We start from the raw sequence: 15,748 nt of genomic DNA on the forward strand, positions 1-15,748 counted from the left end.
GCCCGTCCGCCCGTCCGTCAGGAGACCTCCAGCACGATCTTCCCGCGGGTACGGCCCTCCTGACTGCGGCGGAACGCCTCGGCAGCCTGCGACAGCGGCAGCACCGTGTCGACGTGGACGGTGAGCTTTCCGGCGTCGGCGAGGTCGCCCAGCGCGGCCAGGCCGGCGCTGTCCGGGCGCACCCACACCATGTGCCCGCCCTTCTCCAGCACGTCGTTGTCGGCGATCGAGGCGACCCGCGAGGTGTCGCGCAGCAGCTCCTGCGAGACGTCGATGACGCCGTTGCCGACGAAGTCCACGGCCGCGTCCACCCCGTCGGGCGCCAGCTCGCGCACCCGGCCGGCCAGGCCGTCGCCGTACGTCACCGGCTCGGCGCCCAGGGAGCGCAGGAAGTCGTGGTTGCGCTCGCTGGCCGTGCCGATGACGCGGGCGCCGCGGGCCACCGCGATCTGCGCACCGAGCGACCCGACGCCGCCCGACGCGGCGTGCACCAGGACCGTCTCGCCCTTGGTCACGCCGACCCGGTCCAGCACCTGGAGGGCGGTGAGACCGGCGAGCGGCAGCCCGGCGGCCTGCTGCCAGCTCAGGGCGGCGGGCTTGCGCGCGAGGGTCCGCACCGGAGCGGCGACCAGTTCGGCGAAGGTGCCGTGCTGGACCTCGTCCTTGCGCACATAGCCGACGACCTCGTCACCGACGGCGAACTCGGTCGCGTCCAGGCCGGTCCGCTCGACCACCCCGGCCACGTCCCAGCCGGGGATCAGCGGGAAGTGCACGTTCATCAGCGGATCGAGATGACCGGCCAGGACCTTCCAGTCGACGGGATTGACCCCGACCGCCTTCACCCGCACCAGCACCGAGTCCGGCCCCACCTTGGGGTCGGGCCGGTCGGTCCAGGTGAGCTGGCCGGGATCGCCATAGCTGTGAGTGATGATTGCCTTCATGATCGCTACAACGCGTGACGACCTCGATTCGTTCCGCCCCAGTGCGACATCGCGAAATCCGTGGCCTTACGGGGCGGCGGGCCGGTGCGGCGGAGCGGACCGCTGGTCCCTGAGCGTCGTCGACGGGAGTCGTCATGTCCTTGCCATGCTGGAGGCGCGGAGTCCGGGGCGGGTGGTCGACGTCGACGGCCGCCGGTGTGTGCGGCTGCCGATGCCCCGGGGTGAGTCCGCACTGGACCTCAGTACGGGAACCGTTCCGGCCGACGGCGGCCTGACCTCCAGGAAAGCCGGCAGCGGGGCCGTGTCCTTCACGGACATGACCTTCGGCTTCGACTCCCGCGAGGCCGAAGGGACGGCCTGCGCCGAGAGTGCCAGAGCCCGCCGGGGGCGGCAGCAGCCGTCGGACCCTGAGCTCGACGTAGATCATCTCCGCCAGCGCGTCCACCGTCGCCCCACCCGCCGCTCCAGCTCCGCCACCGCGCCCTCGGCCGAACCGGCCGCGCCGTCGGCGTGCGCGGGCGCGCCGCCCGATGCACCTTCTACGGCTTTCCGGCGCTTCACACCGCCCGCATCCGGAATGCGTAGCGGTCCGGAAGGGGATGCTCCGCACGCGCCCGGGCCCGGACGTCGGGGGTGACGGGCCTGGCCCCCGCGACCAGGGCTTCGGCGACGGCGAACCAGGTGTCGCTGAGGGACTCGTCGCCCTCCCGCAGGTCAGGCACTTCGAAGCCGCGGTCGAAGACGGCGCGGGCCGCGGCCGCGTCCCCCTGCGCCAAGGCCACCTGGGCGGTCAGCAGGGCGAAGCGGCCGTCGGTGCGGGCCGCCTCGGGCAGCCGGCCGAGAGCGGCCGCGGCTTCGTCGGCACGGCCGGCGGCGAGCAGCGCGGGGACCGCGGCGCGTACCAGGGCGGGGAGGAGCGGCCCGATGTGTTCCGTACCGTCCGCGGGCTCCTCGTCGGGTACGCAGTCCAGCGCCTCCGCGTACCGTTGCGCCGCGCGCGCCGTCTCCCCCTCGCTCTCCTCGGCGACAGCGAGGCAGTACAGCGGCCGGCAGTCCGCGCCATGGGCCAGGGCCCGTTCCCAGCTGCGGACGGCCTGGGCCCGGTCGCCCGCGTGCCACTGCGCGATGCCGAGGTGGTAGTCGGTACCAGGGCCGGGCGGCGCGGACTCCAGCAGGTCGCGCCACGGCGCCGCGACCAGGGGCGCCGCGGGCACACCGCCGCCGCGCGGGAAGTCGCCGGTGTGCAGCAGCGTCAGCCAGGGCTGCTGGTCGGGGCCGATCGTCGACTCGGCGAAGGGGGTGCCGGGCAGGTCGTGGCCGGTGCGGGCCCGTTCCAGGGCGCCCCAGCCGGAGCCGGTGGCCAGCGTCTCCTTGGGCTCGGCGTCGGCGTACGGGCGCCAGGCGGCGAAAGCCGCGTCGACCTGCTCGCGCGGCAGTACCGCTTCGAGCCGGTCGCCGGCCGCACGGCGGGCCGCGGCCCAGTCGGCGCCGTGCACCCCGGCCGGATCGGCGGCGAGCGGCCCGTACGCCTCCAGCCAGGCGAACTCCGCGCCGCCTTCGAGGCGTACGTGCTCCAGCTGGGTACGGGCCAGCCCCGCCTGGATCTCCGCGTAGCCGCCGGTGCCGGGCTCGGTGAGCCACCGCTGCCAGCGGCGCCCGGCCCGTCCGGCGCCCCACAGGAACAGCTTGCGGCCGCGCAGCGTGTCGGTGGAGGTGTGGACGAGGCCGTGGCCGGTGGCGTCGAGCGAGGCGATCCAGCGGCGGTCGCCGTCCGGGATCTCGTAGAAGTAGTCGGCGGGGTGTTCGCTGCGCAGCGGGTACGTGCGGTCAACGCCGCCGGACTCCGGTACGGGGACGTGGCGCAGCGTGTGCTCGTACCCGAAGTGCCAGGCGCCGTCCGCCGGGGCGAGGACGCGGGTGTGCTCGTCCTCGGGGACAGCGATGTTGGACCACCAGTAGGCGGGCACCGCGTTCAGGTGCGGGTTGCGGATGCGGACGCCGACGAGGAGGAAGTCGGAGCCGTCCGGAAGCCAGAGGTCCACCTGGAAGGGCAGGTCGCGCAGCCGCTCCCACTCCCACAGGCGCAGCATCTCGCCGCCGTCGGGTGCCGGTACGGTCGCGGCGTGCACGGGGGCGCAGGACAGGGCGGTGTGTCCGGTGGCGCCGGTGTTCCACTCGATGCCGCCGGAGAACCAGGCGCCGTTGAGGGCGAAGTTGGCGGGTTGCAGGACGGGGTTGCGATAGAGAAGTTCACGGCCGGTGGGCTTGTGGTGAAGGGAGTGCACGCGGCCGCCCAGGCCCGGCAGGACGGTGGCGCGCAGCCGGTCGTTCTCGATGACGAGGGCGTCGAGGGTCGTCTCGGCGCGCGTACGGCCGTAACCGTCGCGCACGGCTACGGGCAGCAGCGAGTCCAGCGGTGCGTAACGGAGCTGACGGGCCATGTCGGGCGGCAGCTCCAGGTCCTCGGGCAGCTCGACGCGGTGGACGTCGCCCGGCGTGCGGACGGCGGGCAGCGGACTGGCCGGGCCGACGGGCGCCGCGGGAAAGGTCAGAGTCGTGCGTCGTACGCCAGTGGCCACGGCTGCCTCGCAGGGTTGTACCGGGCCACCTCGGGTGCGGTGGCCGCCTGTTGACCATGGAACCCTGTCCGCGCGTGCCTGAAAAGGGCCTGTTGAGGCCATGTGTGCCGTCGCATACGGTCAGGTGCTGGCCGCACATAGACCAGAGACGGTCAGTATTGCCGAAAGTCAGTCAGGACTGCGCGAGGACGCTTTCCAGGAGACCGGCGAGCAGCGCCGCCCCGGTTCCTTCCGGATCGAGGTCCGGGTCGTAGATGGTGAGGTCGAGCCCCGCGCAGCGCGGTGAGGCCGCCAACGGGGCGAGCAGGTCGCGCAGTTCCCCGGTGGACAGACCGCCGGGGTCAGGGCTGTCCACGGCGGGCATCACGTTCGGATCGAGCACGTCCGCGTCCAGATGGATCCAGAAACCGTCCGGCGCCGTGTCCTGGAGGTCGCGCAGGGTCGTGCGGGCGACGGCCGCCGGGCCCTGCCGCCGGATCTCGCCCGCCGTGCGATGGGCGATGCCCAGCGAGGTCAGCTCGGCGCGGTCCTCGTCGTCGTCGCGGATGCCGAGGATGTGCAGGTCACTGTCGCGTACGTACGGTCCGAGGCCGTCGATGCCGGTGAGGTCGGCCTGTCCGCGGCCGGTGATCTGCGCGGTGCCCTCGCCGGCCGCCGCTCCGACGGGGCCGGTGCGGTCGGTGTTGCCGGGGTGGCGGAAGTCGCCGTGCCCGTCCAGATAGGCGACGCCGTACCGGCCGGCGCGGCGCAGCCCCAGGACGGCCCCGAGCAGGATGGAGCAGTCACCGCCCAGCAGGACCGGGAACTCGCCCGCGCGCACGTGCGCTTCGACACGGGCGGCGAGCCGGCGGGTGTAGTCCGCGATAGCGGCGGCGTTGAAGTCACCCTCGCCTTCCCGCCAGCCGCCGAGGTCGTAGCGGGGCGGCGTCACGACGCCGCCTTCCAGGGCGCCGAGCCGCCGCAGCAGCCCCTGTTCGCGCAGGGCGCCCGCCAGCTTGTAGCAGCCGGGCACGGTGCCCGGCGCGGGGGGACGCAGCCCGAGGTTGGAGGGGGCGTCGAGGAGCACGATGCGGCGCATCCGGCCATCCCACCGCACGGGCCCGCGGAGTTCAACCAGGTTTTTGCGGTGCCGGGCGGCTGCCGCGCCGCGCCCCGGCATGCCGTACCGTTGCAACCGCATCGGTACGGCGAGGGCCGCCGGACCGGAGACGGAGACGGGGAAGGCGATGGCGACGGAGCACACCTACCGGGTGATCGTGCGGGGCCGGTGGGACGGACTGACGGACGAGGCCAGGGCGCGGCTGCTGGCCGAAGTGGACGAGCACGGGCTGACCCGGCTGCGGTTCACGCCCGAGGGCTCGCTCGCCTACGACGCGGCGCTGCGGTCGTTCACGTACCGGTACGTGATCGTCTCGGACGCGGCGGACGGGGAGGAGCTGGCGGCCGCCCTCGCCGAGGAGAAGGCGGAGGCGGCGCTGGCGGCGGCCGGGTACGGGTACCGGGACCTGCGTTCGTCCGCCACCGACATGGACACCATGAAGGTCAACCGCAAGGGGCGTTGAACCGGTCGCAGGACGGACGAAGGACGGCCTCCAGGCGCCCGCTCATTCCGCCGGCGGCTCGTTGAACCGCAGCTGGTTGCCGAACGGGTCGCTGACGGTCAGCGACAGGCCGATCTCGGCGTCCTCCTCCAGGCCGGGCTTCTGGAACGGATAGTCCTTCGCCGTCAGTTCGGCGTGCAGCGCCCGGACGCCGCTCAGCTCGGCGTACACCACCGAACCCGGCGTCCCGTCCCCGTGGTGCTCGGACAGGTGCAGGACCAGGCCCCCTCGGGACACCTGCGTGTAGAGCGGCAGGTCCGGGGCGAAGCGGTGCTCCCAGTCGACGGCGCAGCCCAGGTAGCCCAGGTAGAACGCGTGCGCCTTGGCCACGTCGAAGACGCGCAGCACCGGCACGGGGTGCCGGAAGGTGATTCCGGAGGTGGCCTCGGGAGTGGTCTCGGACATCAGGTCCTTTCGAACATGTCGCTGGTGATGGCCCAGCGTTCGTGGTCCCGCCAGGCGCCGTCGATGAACAGGAAGTCGGGCGAGTAGCCCTCCAGCCGGCAGCCCGCGCGTTTGACCAGGGCGATCGAGCGTTCGTTGGCCGGCTGGATGTTGATCTCCAGGCGGTGCAGCCCCAGCTCGCCGAAGGCGTAGCCCATGGCGAGCCGCAGCCCTTCGCTCATCAGCCCCCGCCCGGCGGCGTGCGCGAAGGCGCCGTACCCGACCGCTCCGCAGCGGAAGGCGGCGTGCACGATGTTGTTGACGGTCAGGAAACCGGCGATCCGGCCGCTCTCCAGCTCACAGATCAGGAACCCTTCGCGCGACGGTTCCTGGAGCTTGGCGAAGTAGCTGTCGTAGGCCGCGTCGGTGGTCGGCGAGGAGAGCCACGGCCGCTGCAGCCGTACGCTCTCCCGGGCCCGCGCCGTGAACTCCGCCCGGTCCTCCGCCGTGAAGTGCCGGAGCCCGACCCGCGGGCCGGTGGCGAGGTAGTGATCGTCAGCCATCGTCCGATCGTACGAAGCCACGGGCCGGGCCGCCAGGTATATCGATCGGGCGAGCGAGCCGACGTCTCGGCGGCCCGCCGGAACCCGAGATTCCGCCGAAATTCAGCATTCCGGCGGAAGTCGGGATTCCGGCGGTCGGCGGCCGGGCCGCTCCGGTCGGGGCCGGTCAGTCGGTCGCAGCCGCCGCGCGGATCGCGCAGGCCGCCGCGTACCCCTCGGGCACCGCCACGTCCACCATCTCCCATCCCGGCACCGTGACCGGCTCCGGCCCGGCGCCGACCAGCGTCGTGGTCATCAGATCGCCCGCCAGACCGCTGCCCGTGCCCTTCAGGTACGCCTCCTTGCGGGTCCAGCAGCGGGCGAACGCGGCCGGCCGCCTGTGCTCGGGCAGGGCGTCCAGCGTCGCGCGCTCCTGCGGGTGCAGCATGCCCGACACCTCCGCCACGGTCCGGGGCGAGGCCGGCCGCTCGATGTCCACGCCGACGGGCGTACGGGCGAAGCCGATCAGCGCCATGTCGCCGGTGTGGGACAGCGAGAAGTGCAGCGGTACCCCGGCCCCCGCCAGCGCCGGACGGCCGTGCGGCTCGTCGCAGCAGGGGCAGGGCTCGCGGACGAACCGTATGGCGGCCGGGTCACGGTCCAGGTACGCGCCGAGCAGGCGGCGCAGCGCGCCGTGCGAGGTGGCGTAGGTGTCGCGGTCGCCGGGCCGGACGAACGCGGCGGTCCGCTTGCGTTCGGCCGCGTCCAGCACCGCCGTGTCGTGCAGCCCGGCCTCGGGCACGCTGCGGACCAGCCACAGCGCCACCTCCCGGGCGCCGTCCGCCGGCAGCGGGCCCGGCAGCGCGGACGCGTCGTACACCTCGGGGGTCAGGGCAGGCCGCACGGCGCCGCTCTCCTCGCTCAGGGTCCAGGTATCGCCCGTGGTCATCGGTCGCACTCCCTCGTCGTCGTCCTGCGCGGCCGCCCGGAGTCATCCGGTCCGTCCGTCCGTCGGCGGCACGTGCGGGCGGTCCGGCGCGGTGCGGATGCCGGGAGCCGTTACGGCCGTGTCCGGTGACGGTACCCGGCGCGCGGAGAGCGTGCCGCCGGCTCCCGCTCTCCCGCGCTCGGTGCGGCCAGCGCCAGCCTGCGGTGCGTACGGCGGAGCATCGCGCGGGCGAGGACCGGGTGAACACGCCGGACGACCGCGAAGTAGAGCCGCCCGCCCGTGTGGTGGGTGCGCACGACCGTGCTGAGCGTCACCCGGCCGCCGTGGCCGACGGTCCGCCCGTCCGCTCCCACGGCCGGGCTCTCGACCAGGAGCGACGCCCGGAAGTCCAGGTGCCGGGCGTCCTGCCCGAGCAGGAGTTCCCCGCCGTCCTCGGTCGTGGTGCGGCCCTTCTCGGGGAACGCGCCGCGCAGTACGCCCTTCCAGGCCGCCGGGTCGCCCGGCATGCCGGGCGGCAGCGGCAGTTGCCAGGCGTCCTGGAAGTCCGTACGCGCGAAGGCGGTACGGGCCAGCCGGGCGGCGGGCGGCACGGGTACGGCGACGGGGCGTTCCCACAGGAGCCGGTGCAGCAGCCGCACCCACCGCGAGCGGCGGACCGGGGCGCGGACCGTGCCGGTGGCGGCGCGTTCGACGTTGTCGAGTATCTCCTCGACGACGGTGGCGTGCATCCAGTACACCGCGAGCGACCACGCCACCCGCTTCGCACCCCTGAGCCGGCCCTCCAGGACGTGGGTCACCCGGCAGCTACCGGCGTCGAGCGGGGTCACCTCGACGGCGTGGTGGCCGCCCTCCGGGAAGTCGAACCGGACGCGGCGGCCCGGCTCGTAGGCGGTGACGCGGTAGCGGACGAAGCCGTGGCCGCCGGTCGCGCCGACGCCCAGCGGGCGGTCGAAGCGCATGGCGGGCCAGACGGGCACCGGGAAGAGCGGGTCGTCGTCGCCGGCCAGCCGGTCGAGCAGGGCTCCGACCGTGGCGGCAGGGGCCTGGACGGTGCGGGTGTGGACATCGCGGACCGGGCGCATCGGGCACCTCCATACGGTGGCGTATGTTTGACCGTACGGTAGCGTATGGTCATGGCGCGACGGAGCACGGACGACCCTCAGGACACCGGCGGCACATCCCTGGACGGCGGCCCTTCGGACGGCGCCCCTTCGGACGGGCCCCGCCGCGACCGGAAGACCGGCGGCGGCCGTCGCCGCCTGACCGCCGACGACTGGGCCGCAGCCGCCCTCGCGGCCATCGGGGAAGGCGGCCTGGCGGCGGTGGCCGTCGAACCGCTCGCCACCCGGCTCGGCACCACGAAGGGCAGCTTCTACTGGCACTTCGCCAACCGGGACGCGCTGGTCGACGCCGCGCTGGAACGCTGGGAGCAACTGCACACCGAAGCCGTCATCACCACCGTCGAGGCGGAACCCGACCCGGAGCGGCGGCTGCGCGGCCTGTTCGCGTACGCGTCCGCCGCGTCGGCCGCGGACCCGCTGGAGGTCTCCTTGCTGGCGACGGCGGCGGAGCCACGCGTCACGGCGGTCCTGCGCCGGGTGACGGACCGCCGGGTCGGCTATGTCGCGGAGCTGTTCGCCGCGCTGGGCTTCCCGGCGGCCGAGGCGCGCCGCCGGGGCCTGCTCGCGTACACGGCATATCTCGGCCACACCCAACTGGGGCACGCCGTCCCGGAGAGTCTGCCCGACGGGGCGGACCGCGACCGCTACCTGGACTCGGTGATCGACACCCTGCTCTGCCGGGAATGACCGGGAGCGACCGGCAACGACTGGGAGCAACCGGGCATGGCCGGGCATGGCCGAAAGCCGCCGGTAGCGGCCTGAGCCGACCGGCATCGTGCGGCACGGCACGGCCCGGCCGGAATTGGCCGGTCTGCGCATGGACGTATTACGTGCATAGGGCATGGAGTGGAGGGTGGTCCGGACCGGACCACCTCCGGGCCGGCCCCGTCCTGTCCGTTCCCCGCCCTTATCTCCCCCCGACCCGCCGTCCGCCAGCCTTGTCACAGGAGCCCGTCGACCCCGTCGCCCCCGCAGCCTTCTGCCAGGAGGTCCCATGACCGAGGCGCTGCCCTTCCCGCAGGACCGCACCTGTCCGTACCAACCACCCGTCGGCTACCAGCCGTTGCGCGACGCCCGGCCGCTGTCCCGCGTACGGCTCTACAACGGCCGCACCGCCTGGGTGGTGACCGGCCACGCCGAGACCCGGGCGCTGCTCACCGATCCGCGCCTGTCCGCCGACCGGCAGAATCCGGCCTTCCCCGCCCCCGCGCCCCGCTTCGAGTCGCTGCGCACCGTGCGGACCCCGCTGCTGGGGGTCGACGACCCCGAGCACAACACGCAGCGCCGGATGCTGATCCCGAGCTTCAGCCTCAAGCGCGTCGCCGCGCTGCGCCCCCGTATCCAGGAGACCGTCGACCGGCTGCTGGACACCATGGAGGAGCAGGGCCCCCCGGCGGAACTGGTGTCCGCCTTCGCGCTGCCCGTGCCGTCCATGGTCATCTGCTCGCTGCTGGGCGTCCCGTACGCCGACCACGAACTCTTCGAAGAGCTGTCCCGCACCCTCCTGCAGAGCGTCGATCCGCAAGAGGTCACCGAGGCCCGCGACCGGCTGGAGGACTACTTCACCGGCCTGGTGGCCCGCAAGCGCGCACAGCCGGGCGACGGGCTGCTGGACGAGCTGATCACCGAGCGTCTGGAAACCGGCGAGCTGAGCCACCACGAGCTGGCGCGCATGGCCTTGCTGCTGCTGGTGGCCGGCCACGAGACCACCTCCAACATGCTCTCGCTGGGCACCTTCACGCTGCTGGAACACCCGGAGCAGTTCGCCGCGCTGCGTGCCGACACGTCGCTGGTCCCGGACGCGGTGGAGGAGCTGCTGCGGTTCCTGTCCATCGCCGACGGACTGGTACGGGTGGCGACCGAGGACATCGAGGTGGGCGGCGAGACGATCCGGGCGGACGACGGCGTGATCTTCTCCACCTCGGTCGTCAACCGGGACGGCGCCGCCTACGACGCGCCGGACACCCTGGACTGGCAGCGCTCCGCCCGCCACCACGTGGCCTTCGGTTTCGGCGTCCACCAGTGCCTGGGCCAGAACTTGGCCCGCGCGGAGATGGAGATCGCCTTCGGGACGCTCTTCGCCCGTTTCCCCGGCCTGCGGCTGGCGGTGCCCGCCGCCGAGGTCCCCCACAAGCCCGGCCACACTCTTCAGGGTCTGGTCGAACTGCCCGTCACCTGGTGAGCGGACGGCCGGCCGTACCCCGCGTGTCCGCCGACGAACGGAAGAGAGCCGCCATGAAGATCGACATCGATACGTCCGTGTGCATCGGCTCGGGTCAGTGCGCGCTGACCGCGCCGGAGGTGTTCACCCAGGACGACGAGGGGTTCAGCGCCCTGCTGCCGGGCCGCGAGGACGGCGCGGGCGACCCGCTGGTGCGGGAGGCCGCCCGCGCCTGCCCGGTCCAGGCCATCTCGGTCACCGAGAGCTGACCGGCCCGCGACCGGGCGCCGCTAGCCGTCCGGCTCCCCCGCCGCGTCGGCCCCGTCCGGCAGCTCCATGACTACCGGCAGTTCGAGCGTGCCGGTGTGCCCGTGGGAGCTGCGTACGGTCACCTGCTTGGTGCCGCGGTTGCCGAAGTACGCGTTGTCGCTGGCGGCCACCACGAACCGCAGCCGGTGCCCCGGCTCGAAGCGGTGCACGATCGCGGGCAGGTCGACGGTGAACTCCCGTGTCACGTCCGGCACCCGGACCGGCGCCACCAGGCGGTGGACGAGGGTCTTGGCGCCGTTCGGCGCCACGTCGTAGAGCTTGGCGAACAGGACCAGCTTGTCGGCCGCGTCGCCGGAGTGCTGCGCCCGTTCGGCCGCGGGCGCGTGCACCCGCAGCGTGGCCCGCGGTGCGCCGACCACGTCCACGGGCCGCCCCCGGACCGGGTCGGACGTCCAGTCCAGGTAGGTGCCCCGGGTGTCGTACGGCCTGGGGTTGGGCAGCCTCAGCAGTTCGGCCAGCGAACTCTCCGAATGGCTGGAGGAGACCCGCCAGTTGCGGTACGAGCGGCTGCCGGGCACCACGTCGGCGCGGCTGCCCACCAGCCGGCCGTCGCCGGAGAGGTACAGCCGGTGCGGAACGCCCCCGGGGAAGACCTCCGAGGTGCCGTACACCGGGCCGTGGCGCACCCAGTCCCGGTAGTACGCGAAAGCCGGCCCGGTGTCGGCGTCCCACTCGTGCCGCAGGTAGCGGCCGAACCACGCGAGGACCCGCCGACCGACGTAGCTGCTCTCGAAGTTGCCCTTCGACAGGTCGAGTTCACCTTGCGCGGGGTCGGCCATGCCGCCGCTGTGCCCCCAGGACTGCCAGATCATGGCGGTGTCGGTGCCCTGTGCCCGCAGGGCCTCGAACGTCGCGGCCGCCTCGTTGAGGGTGAAGAGGGTGTCCGCCTGCCCCTGCACGAGCAGGGTCGGCGTGCGGACCGAGCCGAGGTAGGAGACCGGGGAGACGCTGCGCGCGTAGCGGAGCACGGCCTCCGTGCGGGCGGCCGGGTAGCGGCCGGAGTTCAGCAGTTTCTTGGTCTCGCACGCCTGCGCGACGAAGTGCACACAGCCCGAGCCGCCGCCGCGCGAGGGATCCATGCGCGGCCGCAGCAGGCCCTGCGCCTCGCCGATGAGGTAGAAGCCGTTGGTCCACTGGTACTTGTACGCGCCCGGTCCCGGGCCCGTCACGCCGGAGGTGCGGTCGGCGTGGTTCGGCGCCATGGCGTACCCGAGGTCGTGCCAGGTGATCAGCGGGACCAGGGCGTCCAGCCGCCCGTCGACGGACGCGGTGGCCAACTGGATGGCGCCGCCGTACGAGCCGCCGAACATGCCCACCCTCGGGTCCCCTGGGCCGTCCTGGGTGACGTAGTCGACGCGCGTCCCGTCCCGCGCCGTCCGCTTCCCGGCGAGGAAGTCGAGGAGCCGGCTCGCCGCCCGCCCGTCGACGCGCGGGTCGTCGAGGGAGATCGGGCAGCCGGTACGGCCGAAGCCGAGGCCGGAGTAGGCCAGCGCGACATAACCGCGGGCGGCGAAGGCGCGGGCGATGGCGTCGGTGGAGCCGTCCGACTTGCTGCCGCCGAACCCGTTGGTGGTCAGGACGGCGGGTGCCGGGTGCGCGGCGTCCACTCCCGTGGGGCGGTACAGGTCGGCGTCGAGGGCGCAGTCGCGGCCGCCGGCCCGCACCGGCAGTTTGAAGGCGGTGACGGAGTATCCGGGGTGCCGGTTCCCCGCCGCGCCGGCCGCCCCGGCGGCGCTCACCGGCCCGATGAGCGCCGCGCACGCCGCGAGGCACACCGAGGCGGAGACCGGCAGCCGGACGTGCCGGGACCGCGCCGCGCGCCGGACGGGCCGGGCCGCGGCACGGGGCAGGGCTCTGGACACGCTGGGCACGCATTCCTCCACAAAGGCACGCCGCACCTGGCGGTCGGTGACGGCCGGCTCATGTCGTGACACGAGCAACCACGAGTAACGAGTAACAAGGTGTCGACGCTCGCACCGGGGATTGTCTCCCGAGCCGCGCCAGGTCCATCCGAAAGGCTCCGCCCGGACCACCCGTTGGGCTGCACGAACACCGGGGCCGGGCTCCGGCGGATCACCCGTACGAGTTCGGCACCGGGGCGCGGCGGGCAGGCCGTATCGCTCGTCCGGGTGGATTCAGCCTCAGGAGCGTGCGCGCAGCGCCGGTTCGTCGTACGTGAGGGTGCCGGCCGTCGCGTCCAGTTCCGCCCGTACACCCAGCGGCACGGTGAGCGCCGAGTCGCCGTGCCCGAAGCCGAACTCCTCCGCCACCGGGACGCCGAGGGGCCCGAGGCGGTCCAGCAGCACCGCGCGGATCTCCTCGTACGGGCCGCAGCGGGCCCACGAGCCGAGGACGACGCCCGCGACGCCGGACAGCCACCCGGCGCGCAGCAGCTGGGTCAGCGCGCGGTCGACGCGGTACGCGGGCTCGCCCACGTCCTCCAGGAGCAGCAGGCCGCCGGCCGCGCCCGCGCGGGCGTGCGGCGTGCCGAGGTCGGCGGCGAGCAGGGACAGGCAGCCGCCCAGCGTGACGCCGCTCGCCCGCCCCGGCACCAGCGGCCGGGCGGTCGGTGAGGTGACGGCCCGCACCGAAGCGGGCTCGAAGAGCGTGCGCCGCAGGTGCTCGCGGGTCGGCTCGTCCTTGAGGAACACCTCACCCGCGACGGCCGGGCCGTGCAGTGTGGCCACTCGGGCGCGCACCGCGAACGCCTCGTGCAGCGCGGTGACGTCACTGAAGCCGACCAGCGGCTTGGGGCCGTGCGCGCGGAAGGCGGCCCGTACGGCCGTCCAGTCCACGAGGTCGGCCATGCGCTGTGCGCCGTAACCGCCGCGCGCCGCGAAGACCGCCGCGATGTCCGGGTCGCACAGCGCCTCCTGGAGGTCGCGGGCGCGTTCCCCGTCCGTGGCCGCCAGGTACGGCAGGGTGGCGTGCCGGCCGCGTACGTGGGGTGCCTCGACCGGGTCGAGGTCCCAGCCGCGCAGCAGGTCGGCCCCGGCGTCCAGCCGCTCCGGGGCGATCGGGCCGCTCGGCGCGACCAGGGCGACCCGGTCGCCGGGCGCCAGGCACCGGGGGCGCTCCGCCGCCCGCGTACGGGGATGACCGGCCGTCACTTCGTCAGTTCCAGCACGGGGATGTCCGTCCGGGCGATGCCGAAGACCTGGACGTACAGCGACAGTTCCGCCTCCACGGCGCGGACGATGGTCTCCGCGCGGCGGAAGCCGTGGCCCTCGCCCTCGAACGCCAGATAGGCGTGGGCGGTGCCGTGCCGGCTGACCTCCGCGAGGAAGGGCTCGCACTGGTCGGGCGGGCAGACGGCGTCGTCGAGGCCCTGGAGGAGCAGGAAGGGCGCGGTGATCCGGTCCGCGTGCCGCAGCGGGGAACGGTCGCGGTAGCGGTCGGGCACCTCGTCGTACGGGCCGATCAGGCTGGCCAGGTACTGCGACTCGAAGTCGTGGGTGCCGTCCCGGACCCAGCCCACCAGGTCGAGGACCGGGTAGCTGATCGTGGCGCAGGCGTACAGGCCGGTCGTCACGAGCGAGGCCGCGACGGTCCAGCCGCCCGCGCTGCCGCCGCGGATCGCCAGCCGGCGCCGGTCGGCGGTGCCCTCGTCGGCCAGCGCCTCGGCGACGGCCGCGCAGTCCTCGACGTCCACCACGCCCCACTGCTCGCGCAGCCGCTCGCGGTAGGCACGTCCGTAGCCGGTGGAGCCGCCGTAGTTCACCTCGGCGACCCCGATGCCGCGGGAGGTGAAGTAGGCGATCGTCAGGTTGAGCACGAGCGGGGTACGGCCGGTGGGGCCGCCGTGTGCCCAGATCACGTAGGGCGGCAGTTCGCCGTCGGGGGCGCGGTGGCCGGGGCTGTGCGGCGGGTAGATGTGGGCGTGGATGTCGCGGCCGTCCGGGCCGGTGAAGGTACGGATCTGCGGCTCGGGGTAGTGCACCGGGTCCACCGCGTCGGCGTGCCGGGCCGCGATCACCCGGGCCCGGCCGGTGCAGGTGTCCAGTTCCACGATCTCGAACGCGCTGCGCGGGCTGGCGGCGACGCCGACCACCCGGCTGCCGTGCACGGCCAGCGTGGACGCCCACTCCGTCCACGGCCCGGCCGCGTCCACCAGTTCGCCGCTGACCGGGTCGAGGATGCCGAGCGCCATGGCGCCGCGGCCGTGCAGCACCGCGATCGTGCCGCCGTCCAGCGGCAGGAACCAGCGCACCCCGAGCTGCCACAGCGGGCCGCCGAACTCCTCCTGGCGGGGTCTGCACAGGCGCCGGCCCGGTGTCCCGGCGTCCGGGTCGGCGCGGCGCAGCTCCCACCAGCCGTCCGCGTCGGAGACGTACAGCAGGGTTCCGTCCGTGTCCCACTCGATCTGCGGTACGGACTCCTCGGGGCCGCCGGCGAACGGCCGTACGCCGGTGAAGGCGCCGTCGCCGGTGATGTCGGCGAGCAGGACGGTGGTGCCGTCCCACGGCATCCGCGGATGGTCCCAGGCGATCCAGGCGGCCCGCCGCCCGTCCGGCGAGATCCGCGGCCCGGTGACGAAACGGTTGCGGTCGTCGCTCAGTTCCCGTACGGCCGCGCGGTCCCCGGCCGCCGAGCCGTCCAGCGGCACCGCGGCGATCACCCGGCGCACGTCGGTCGGGCGGGGGCCGGTGAACTCCTCCAGGACGCACCACACCTCGCCCCGGTCCAGCCGCAGGACCGGGTCGGCCCAGCGCAGTCCGCCGCCGACGGCCGAGACCGGGGTGAGCGGGCGGGGAGCCGCGTCGCCGTCCGGCGCGTAGGCGTACAGCCGCTGGTCGGCGAAGTGACAGAACACCAGGAACGTGCGGCCGTCCGCGTCCACGCCGCCGGCCCACGGCTGGCCGCCGTACTCCATGACCCGGCTGCGGACGTTCCAGGGCTCCGGCAGCAGTGTCTGTTCCGTGCCGTCGGGACGTCGGCGGACCAGCGCGCGCCGGCCGCCCTCCGCGGGGCGGCCCTCGGTCCACCACACCTCGTCCCCGACCACGCCGACGTACTCGGGCCGGCCCTCGTGCTCGGCGACCAGCCGGGCGTCGATCGGGGACGGCCAGGCTCCGTAGGGGGCCGTGGTGACCATGGTGGCGTTCCTCCTCAGGCGTTGGAGCCGCCAAGCCTGTCGTAC

The 15,748-nt window shown here is 74.1% G+C and carries 14 protein-coding genes; 4 read left to right on the forward strand and 10 right to left on the reverse strand.

The window, feature by feature from the left end:
* Positions 1-17 precede the first annotated feature (17 nt).
* The 3 genes from OEIGOIKO_RS06485 to OEIGOIKO_RS06495 form a co-directional block, all read right to left on the reverse strand.
* Positions 18-941: an NADP-dependent oxidoreductase gene (locus OEIGOIKO_RS06485; RefSeq protein ID WP_125052665.1), complete on the reverse strand. Its 924-nt coding sequence runs from the start codon at positions 939-941 to the stop codon at positions 18-20.
* 557 nt (positions 942-1,498) lie between these two features.
* On the reverse strand, positions 1,499-3,520 hold the full coding sequence (locus OEIGOIKO_RS06490; RefSeq protein WP_125052668.1) for a DUF5107 domain-containing protein: 2,022 nt from the start codon (positions 3,518-3,520) through the stop codon (positions 1,499-1,501).
* A 172-nt stretch (positions 3,521-3,692) separates the two neighbouring features.
* Positions 3,693-4,598 (reverse strand): arginase family protein, encoded by a 906-nt coding sequence (locus OEIGOIKO_RS06495; RefSeq protein ID WP_125058509.1) that lies wholly within the window; start codon positions 4,596-4,598, stop codon positions 3,693-3,695.
* Between the two features lie 148 nt (positions 4,599-4,746).
* On the opposite strand from OEIGOIKO_RS06495, the gene OEIGOIKO_RS06500 reads away from it, so the two are divergent.
* On the forward strand, positions 4,747-5,082 hold the full coding sequence (locus OEIGOIKO_RS06500; RefSeq protein ID WP_125052671.1) for a DUF6204 family protein: 336 nt from the start codon (positions 4,747-4,749) through the stop codon (positions 5,080-5,082).
* A gap of 42 nt (positions 5,083-5,124) precedes the next feature.
* Here OEIGOIKO_RS06500 and OEIGOIKO_RS06505 read toward each other — a convergent pair whose 3' ends face one another.
* The 4 genes from OEIGOIKO_RS06505 to OEIGOIKO_RS06520 all read right to left on the reverse strand — a co-directional run bounded on the left by OEIGOIKO_RS06505 (position 5,125) and on the right by OEIGOIKO_RS06520 (position 8,078).
* A complete protein-coding gene (locus OEIGOIKO_RS06505; RefSeq protein WP_125052674.1) occupies positions 5,125-5,526 on the reverse strand; it encodes a glyoxalase superfamily protein in 402 nt (133 codons plus the stop codon).
* Entirely contained in the window at positions 5,526-6,068 is a 543-nt protein-coding gene (locus OEIGOIKO_RS06510; RefSeq protein ID WP_125052677.1) for a GNAT family N-acetyltransferase, read from the reverse strand. The genes OEIGOIKO_RS06505 and OEIGOIKO_RS06510 overlap by 1 nt, the downstream gene beginning before the upstream one ends.
* A gap of 166 nt (positions 6,069-6,234) precedes the next feature.
* Entirely contained in the window at positions 6,235-6,996 is a 762-nt protein-coding gene (locus OEIGOIKO_RS06515; RefSeq protein ID WP_125052679.1) for a 4'-phosphopantetheinyl transferase family protein, read from the reverse strand.
* A gap of 110 nt (positions 6,997-7,106) precedes the next feature.
* Positions 7,107-8,078, reverse strand: coding sequence for a DUF2867 domain-containing protein (locus OEIGOIKO_RS06520; RefSeq protein ID WP_125052682.1), 972 nt, complete (start codon positions 8,076-8,078; stop codon positions 7,107-7,109).
* Positions 8,079-8,129: 51 nt separating this feature from the next.
* Between OEIGOIKO_RS06520 and OEIGOIKO_RS06525 the strand changes: the two genes are divergently transcribed.
* The 3 genes from OEIGOIKO_RS06525 to OEIGOIKO_RS06535 all read left to right on the forward strand — a co-directional run bounded on the left by OEIGOIKO_RS06525 (position 8,130) and on the right by OEIGOIKO_RS06535 (position 10,547).
* The gene (locus OEIGOIKO_RS06525; protein ID WP_125052685.1) at positions 8,130-8,804 is read left to right on the forward strand and encodes a TetR/AcrR family transcriptional regulator; all 675 of its coding nucleotides are present in this window, start codon (positions 8,130-8,132) and stop codon (positions 8,802-8,804) included.
* Between the two features lie 307 nt (positions 8,805-9,111).
* The gene (locus OEIGOIKO_RS06530; protein ID WP_125052688.1) at positions 9,112-10,299 is read left to right on the forward strand and encodes a cytochrome P450; all 1,188 of its coding nucleotides are present in this window, start codon (positions 9,112-9,114) and stop codon (positions 10,297-10,299) included.
* Positions 10,300-10,352: 53 nt separating this feature from the next.
* Positions 10,353-10,547 (forward strand): ferredoxin, encoded by a 195-nt coding sequence (locus OEIGOIKO_RS06535; protein WP_031010843.1) that lies wholly within the window; start codon positions 10,353-10,355, stop codon positions 10,545-10,547.
* 21 nt (positions 10,548-10,568) lie between these two features.
* Here the strand turns inward: OEIGOIKO_RS06535 and OEIGOIKO_RS06540 are convergent, their stop codons facing one another.
* From OEIGOIKO_RS06540 to OEIGOIKO_RS06550, 3 genes are all read right to left on the reverse strand, one after another.
* Entirely contained in the window at positions 10,569-12,479 is a 1,911-nt protein-coding gene (locus tag OEIGOIKO_RS06540) for a CocE/NonD family hydrolase (protein ID WP_125052690.1), read from the reverse strand.
* Positions 12,480-12,749: 270 nt separating this feature from the next.
* Positions 12,750-13,718 carry a S66 peptidase family protein gene (locus OEIGOIKO_RS06545; protein WP_125052693.1) on the reverse strand — a complete coding sequence of 323 codons (969 nt, stop codon included), beginning with the start codon at positions 13,716-13,718 and terminating at the stop codon, positions 12,750-12,752.
* A complete protein-coding gene (locus tag OEIGOIKO_RS06550) occupies positions 13,715-15,703 on the reverse strand; it encodes a S9 family peptidase (protein WP_125052696.1) in 1,989 nt (662 codons plus the stop codon). Before OEIGOIKO_RS06550 ends, OEIGOIKO_RS06545 begins: the two co-directional genes overlap by 4 nt.
* Positions 15,704-15,748 lie beyond the last annotated feature (45 nt).

The sequence above is a fragment of the Streptomyces paromomycinus genome, assembly GCF_003865155.1.
GTDB lineage: Bacteria > Actinomycetota > Actinomycetes > Streptomycetales > Streptomycetaceae > Streptomyces > Streptomyces chrestomyceticus.

What these genes read in the sequence shown, in the direction of transcription:
- OEIGOIKO_RS06530 (WP_125052688.1), top strand. Translation starts at nt 9,112, where the DNA reads ATGACCGAGGCGCTGCCCTTCCCGCAGGACCGCACCTGTCCGTACCAA.
- OEIGOIKO_RS06495 (WP_125058509.1), bottom strand. Translation starts at nt 4,598, where the DNA reads ATGCGCCGCATCGTGCTCCTCGACGCCCCCTCCAACCTCGGGCTGCGT.
- OEIGOIKO_RS06525 (WP_125052685.1), top strand. Translation starts at nt 8,130, where the DNA reads ATGGCGCGACGGAGCACGGACGACCCTCAGGACACCGGCGGCACATCC.
- OEIGOIKO_RS06550 (WP_125052696.1), bottom strand. Translation starts at nt 15,703, where the DNA reads ATGGTCACCACGGCCCCCTACGGAGCCTGGCCGTCCCCGATCGACGCC.
- OEIGOIKO_RS06485 (WP_125052665.1), bottom strand. Translation starts at nt 941, where the DNA reads ATGAAGGCAATCATCACTCACAGCTATGGCGATCCCGGCCAGCTCACC.
- OEIGOIKO_RS06500 (WP_125052671.1), top strand. Translation starts at nt 4,747, where the DNA reads ATGGCGACGGAGCACACCTACCGGGTGATCGTGCGGGGCCGGTGGGAC.
- OEIGOIKO_RS06515 (WP_125052679.1), bottom strand. Translation starts at nt 6,996, where the DNA reads ATGACCACGGGCGATACCTGGACCCTGAGCGAGGAGAGCGGCGCCGTG.
- OEIGOIKO_RS06510 (WP_125052677.1), bottom strand. Translation starts at nt 6,068, where the DNA reads ATGGCTGACGATCACTACCTCGCCACCGGCCCGCGGGTCGGGCTCCGG.
- OEIGOIKO_RS06520 (WP_125052682.1), bottom strand. Translation starts at nt 8,078, where the DNA reads ATGCGCCCGGTCCGCGATGTCCACACCCGCACCGTCCAGGCCCCTGCC.
- OEIGOIKO_RS06535 (WP_031010843.1), top strand. Translation starts at nt 10,353, where the DNA reads ATGAAGATCGACATCGATACGTCCGTGTGCATCGGCTCGGGTCAGTGC.
- OEIGOIKO_RS06505 (WP_125052674.1), bottom strand. Translation starts at nt 5,526, where the DNA reads ATGTCCGAGACCACTCCCGAGGCCACCTCCGGAATCACCTTCCGGCAC.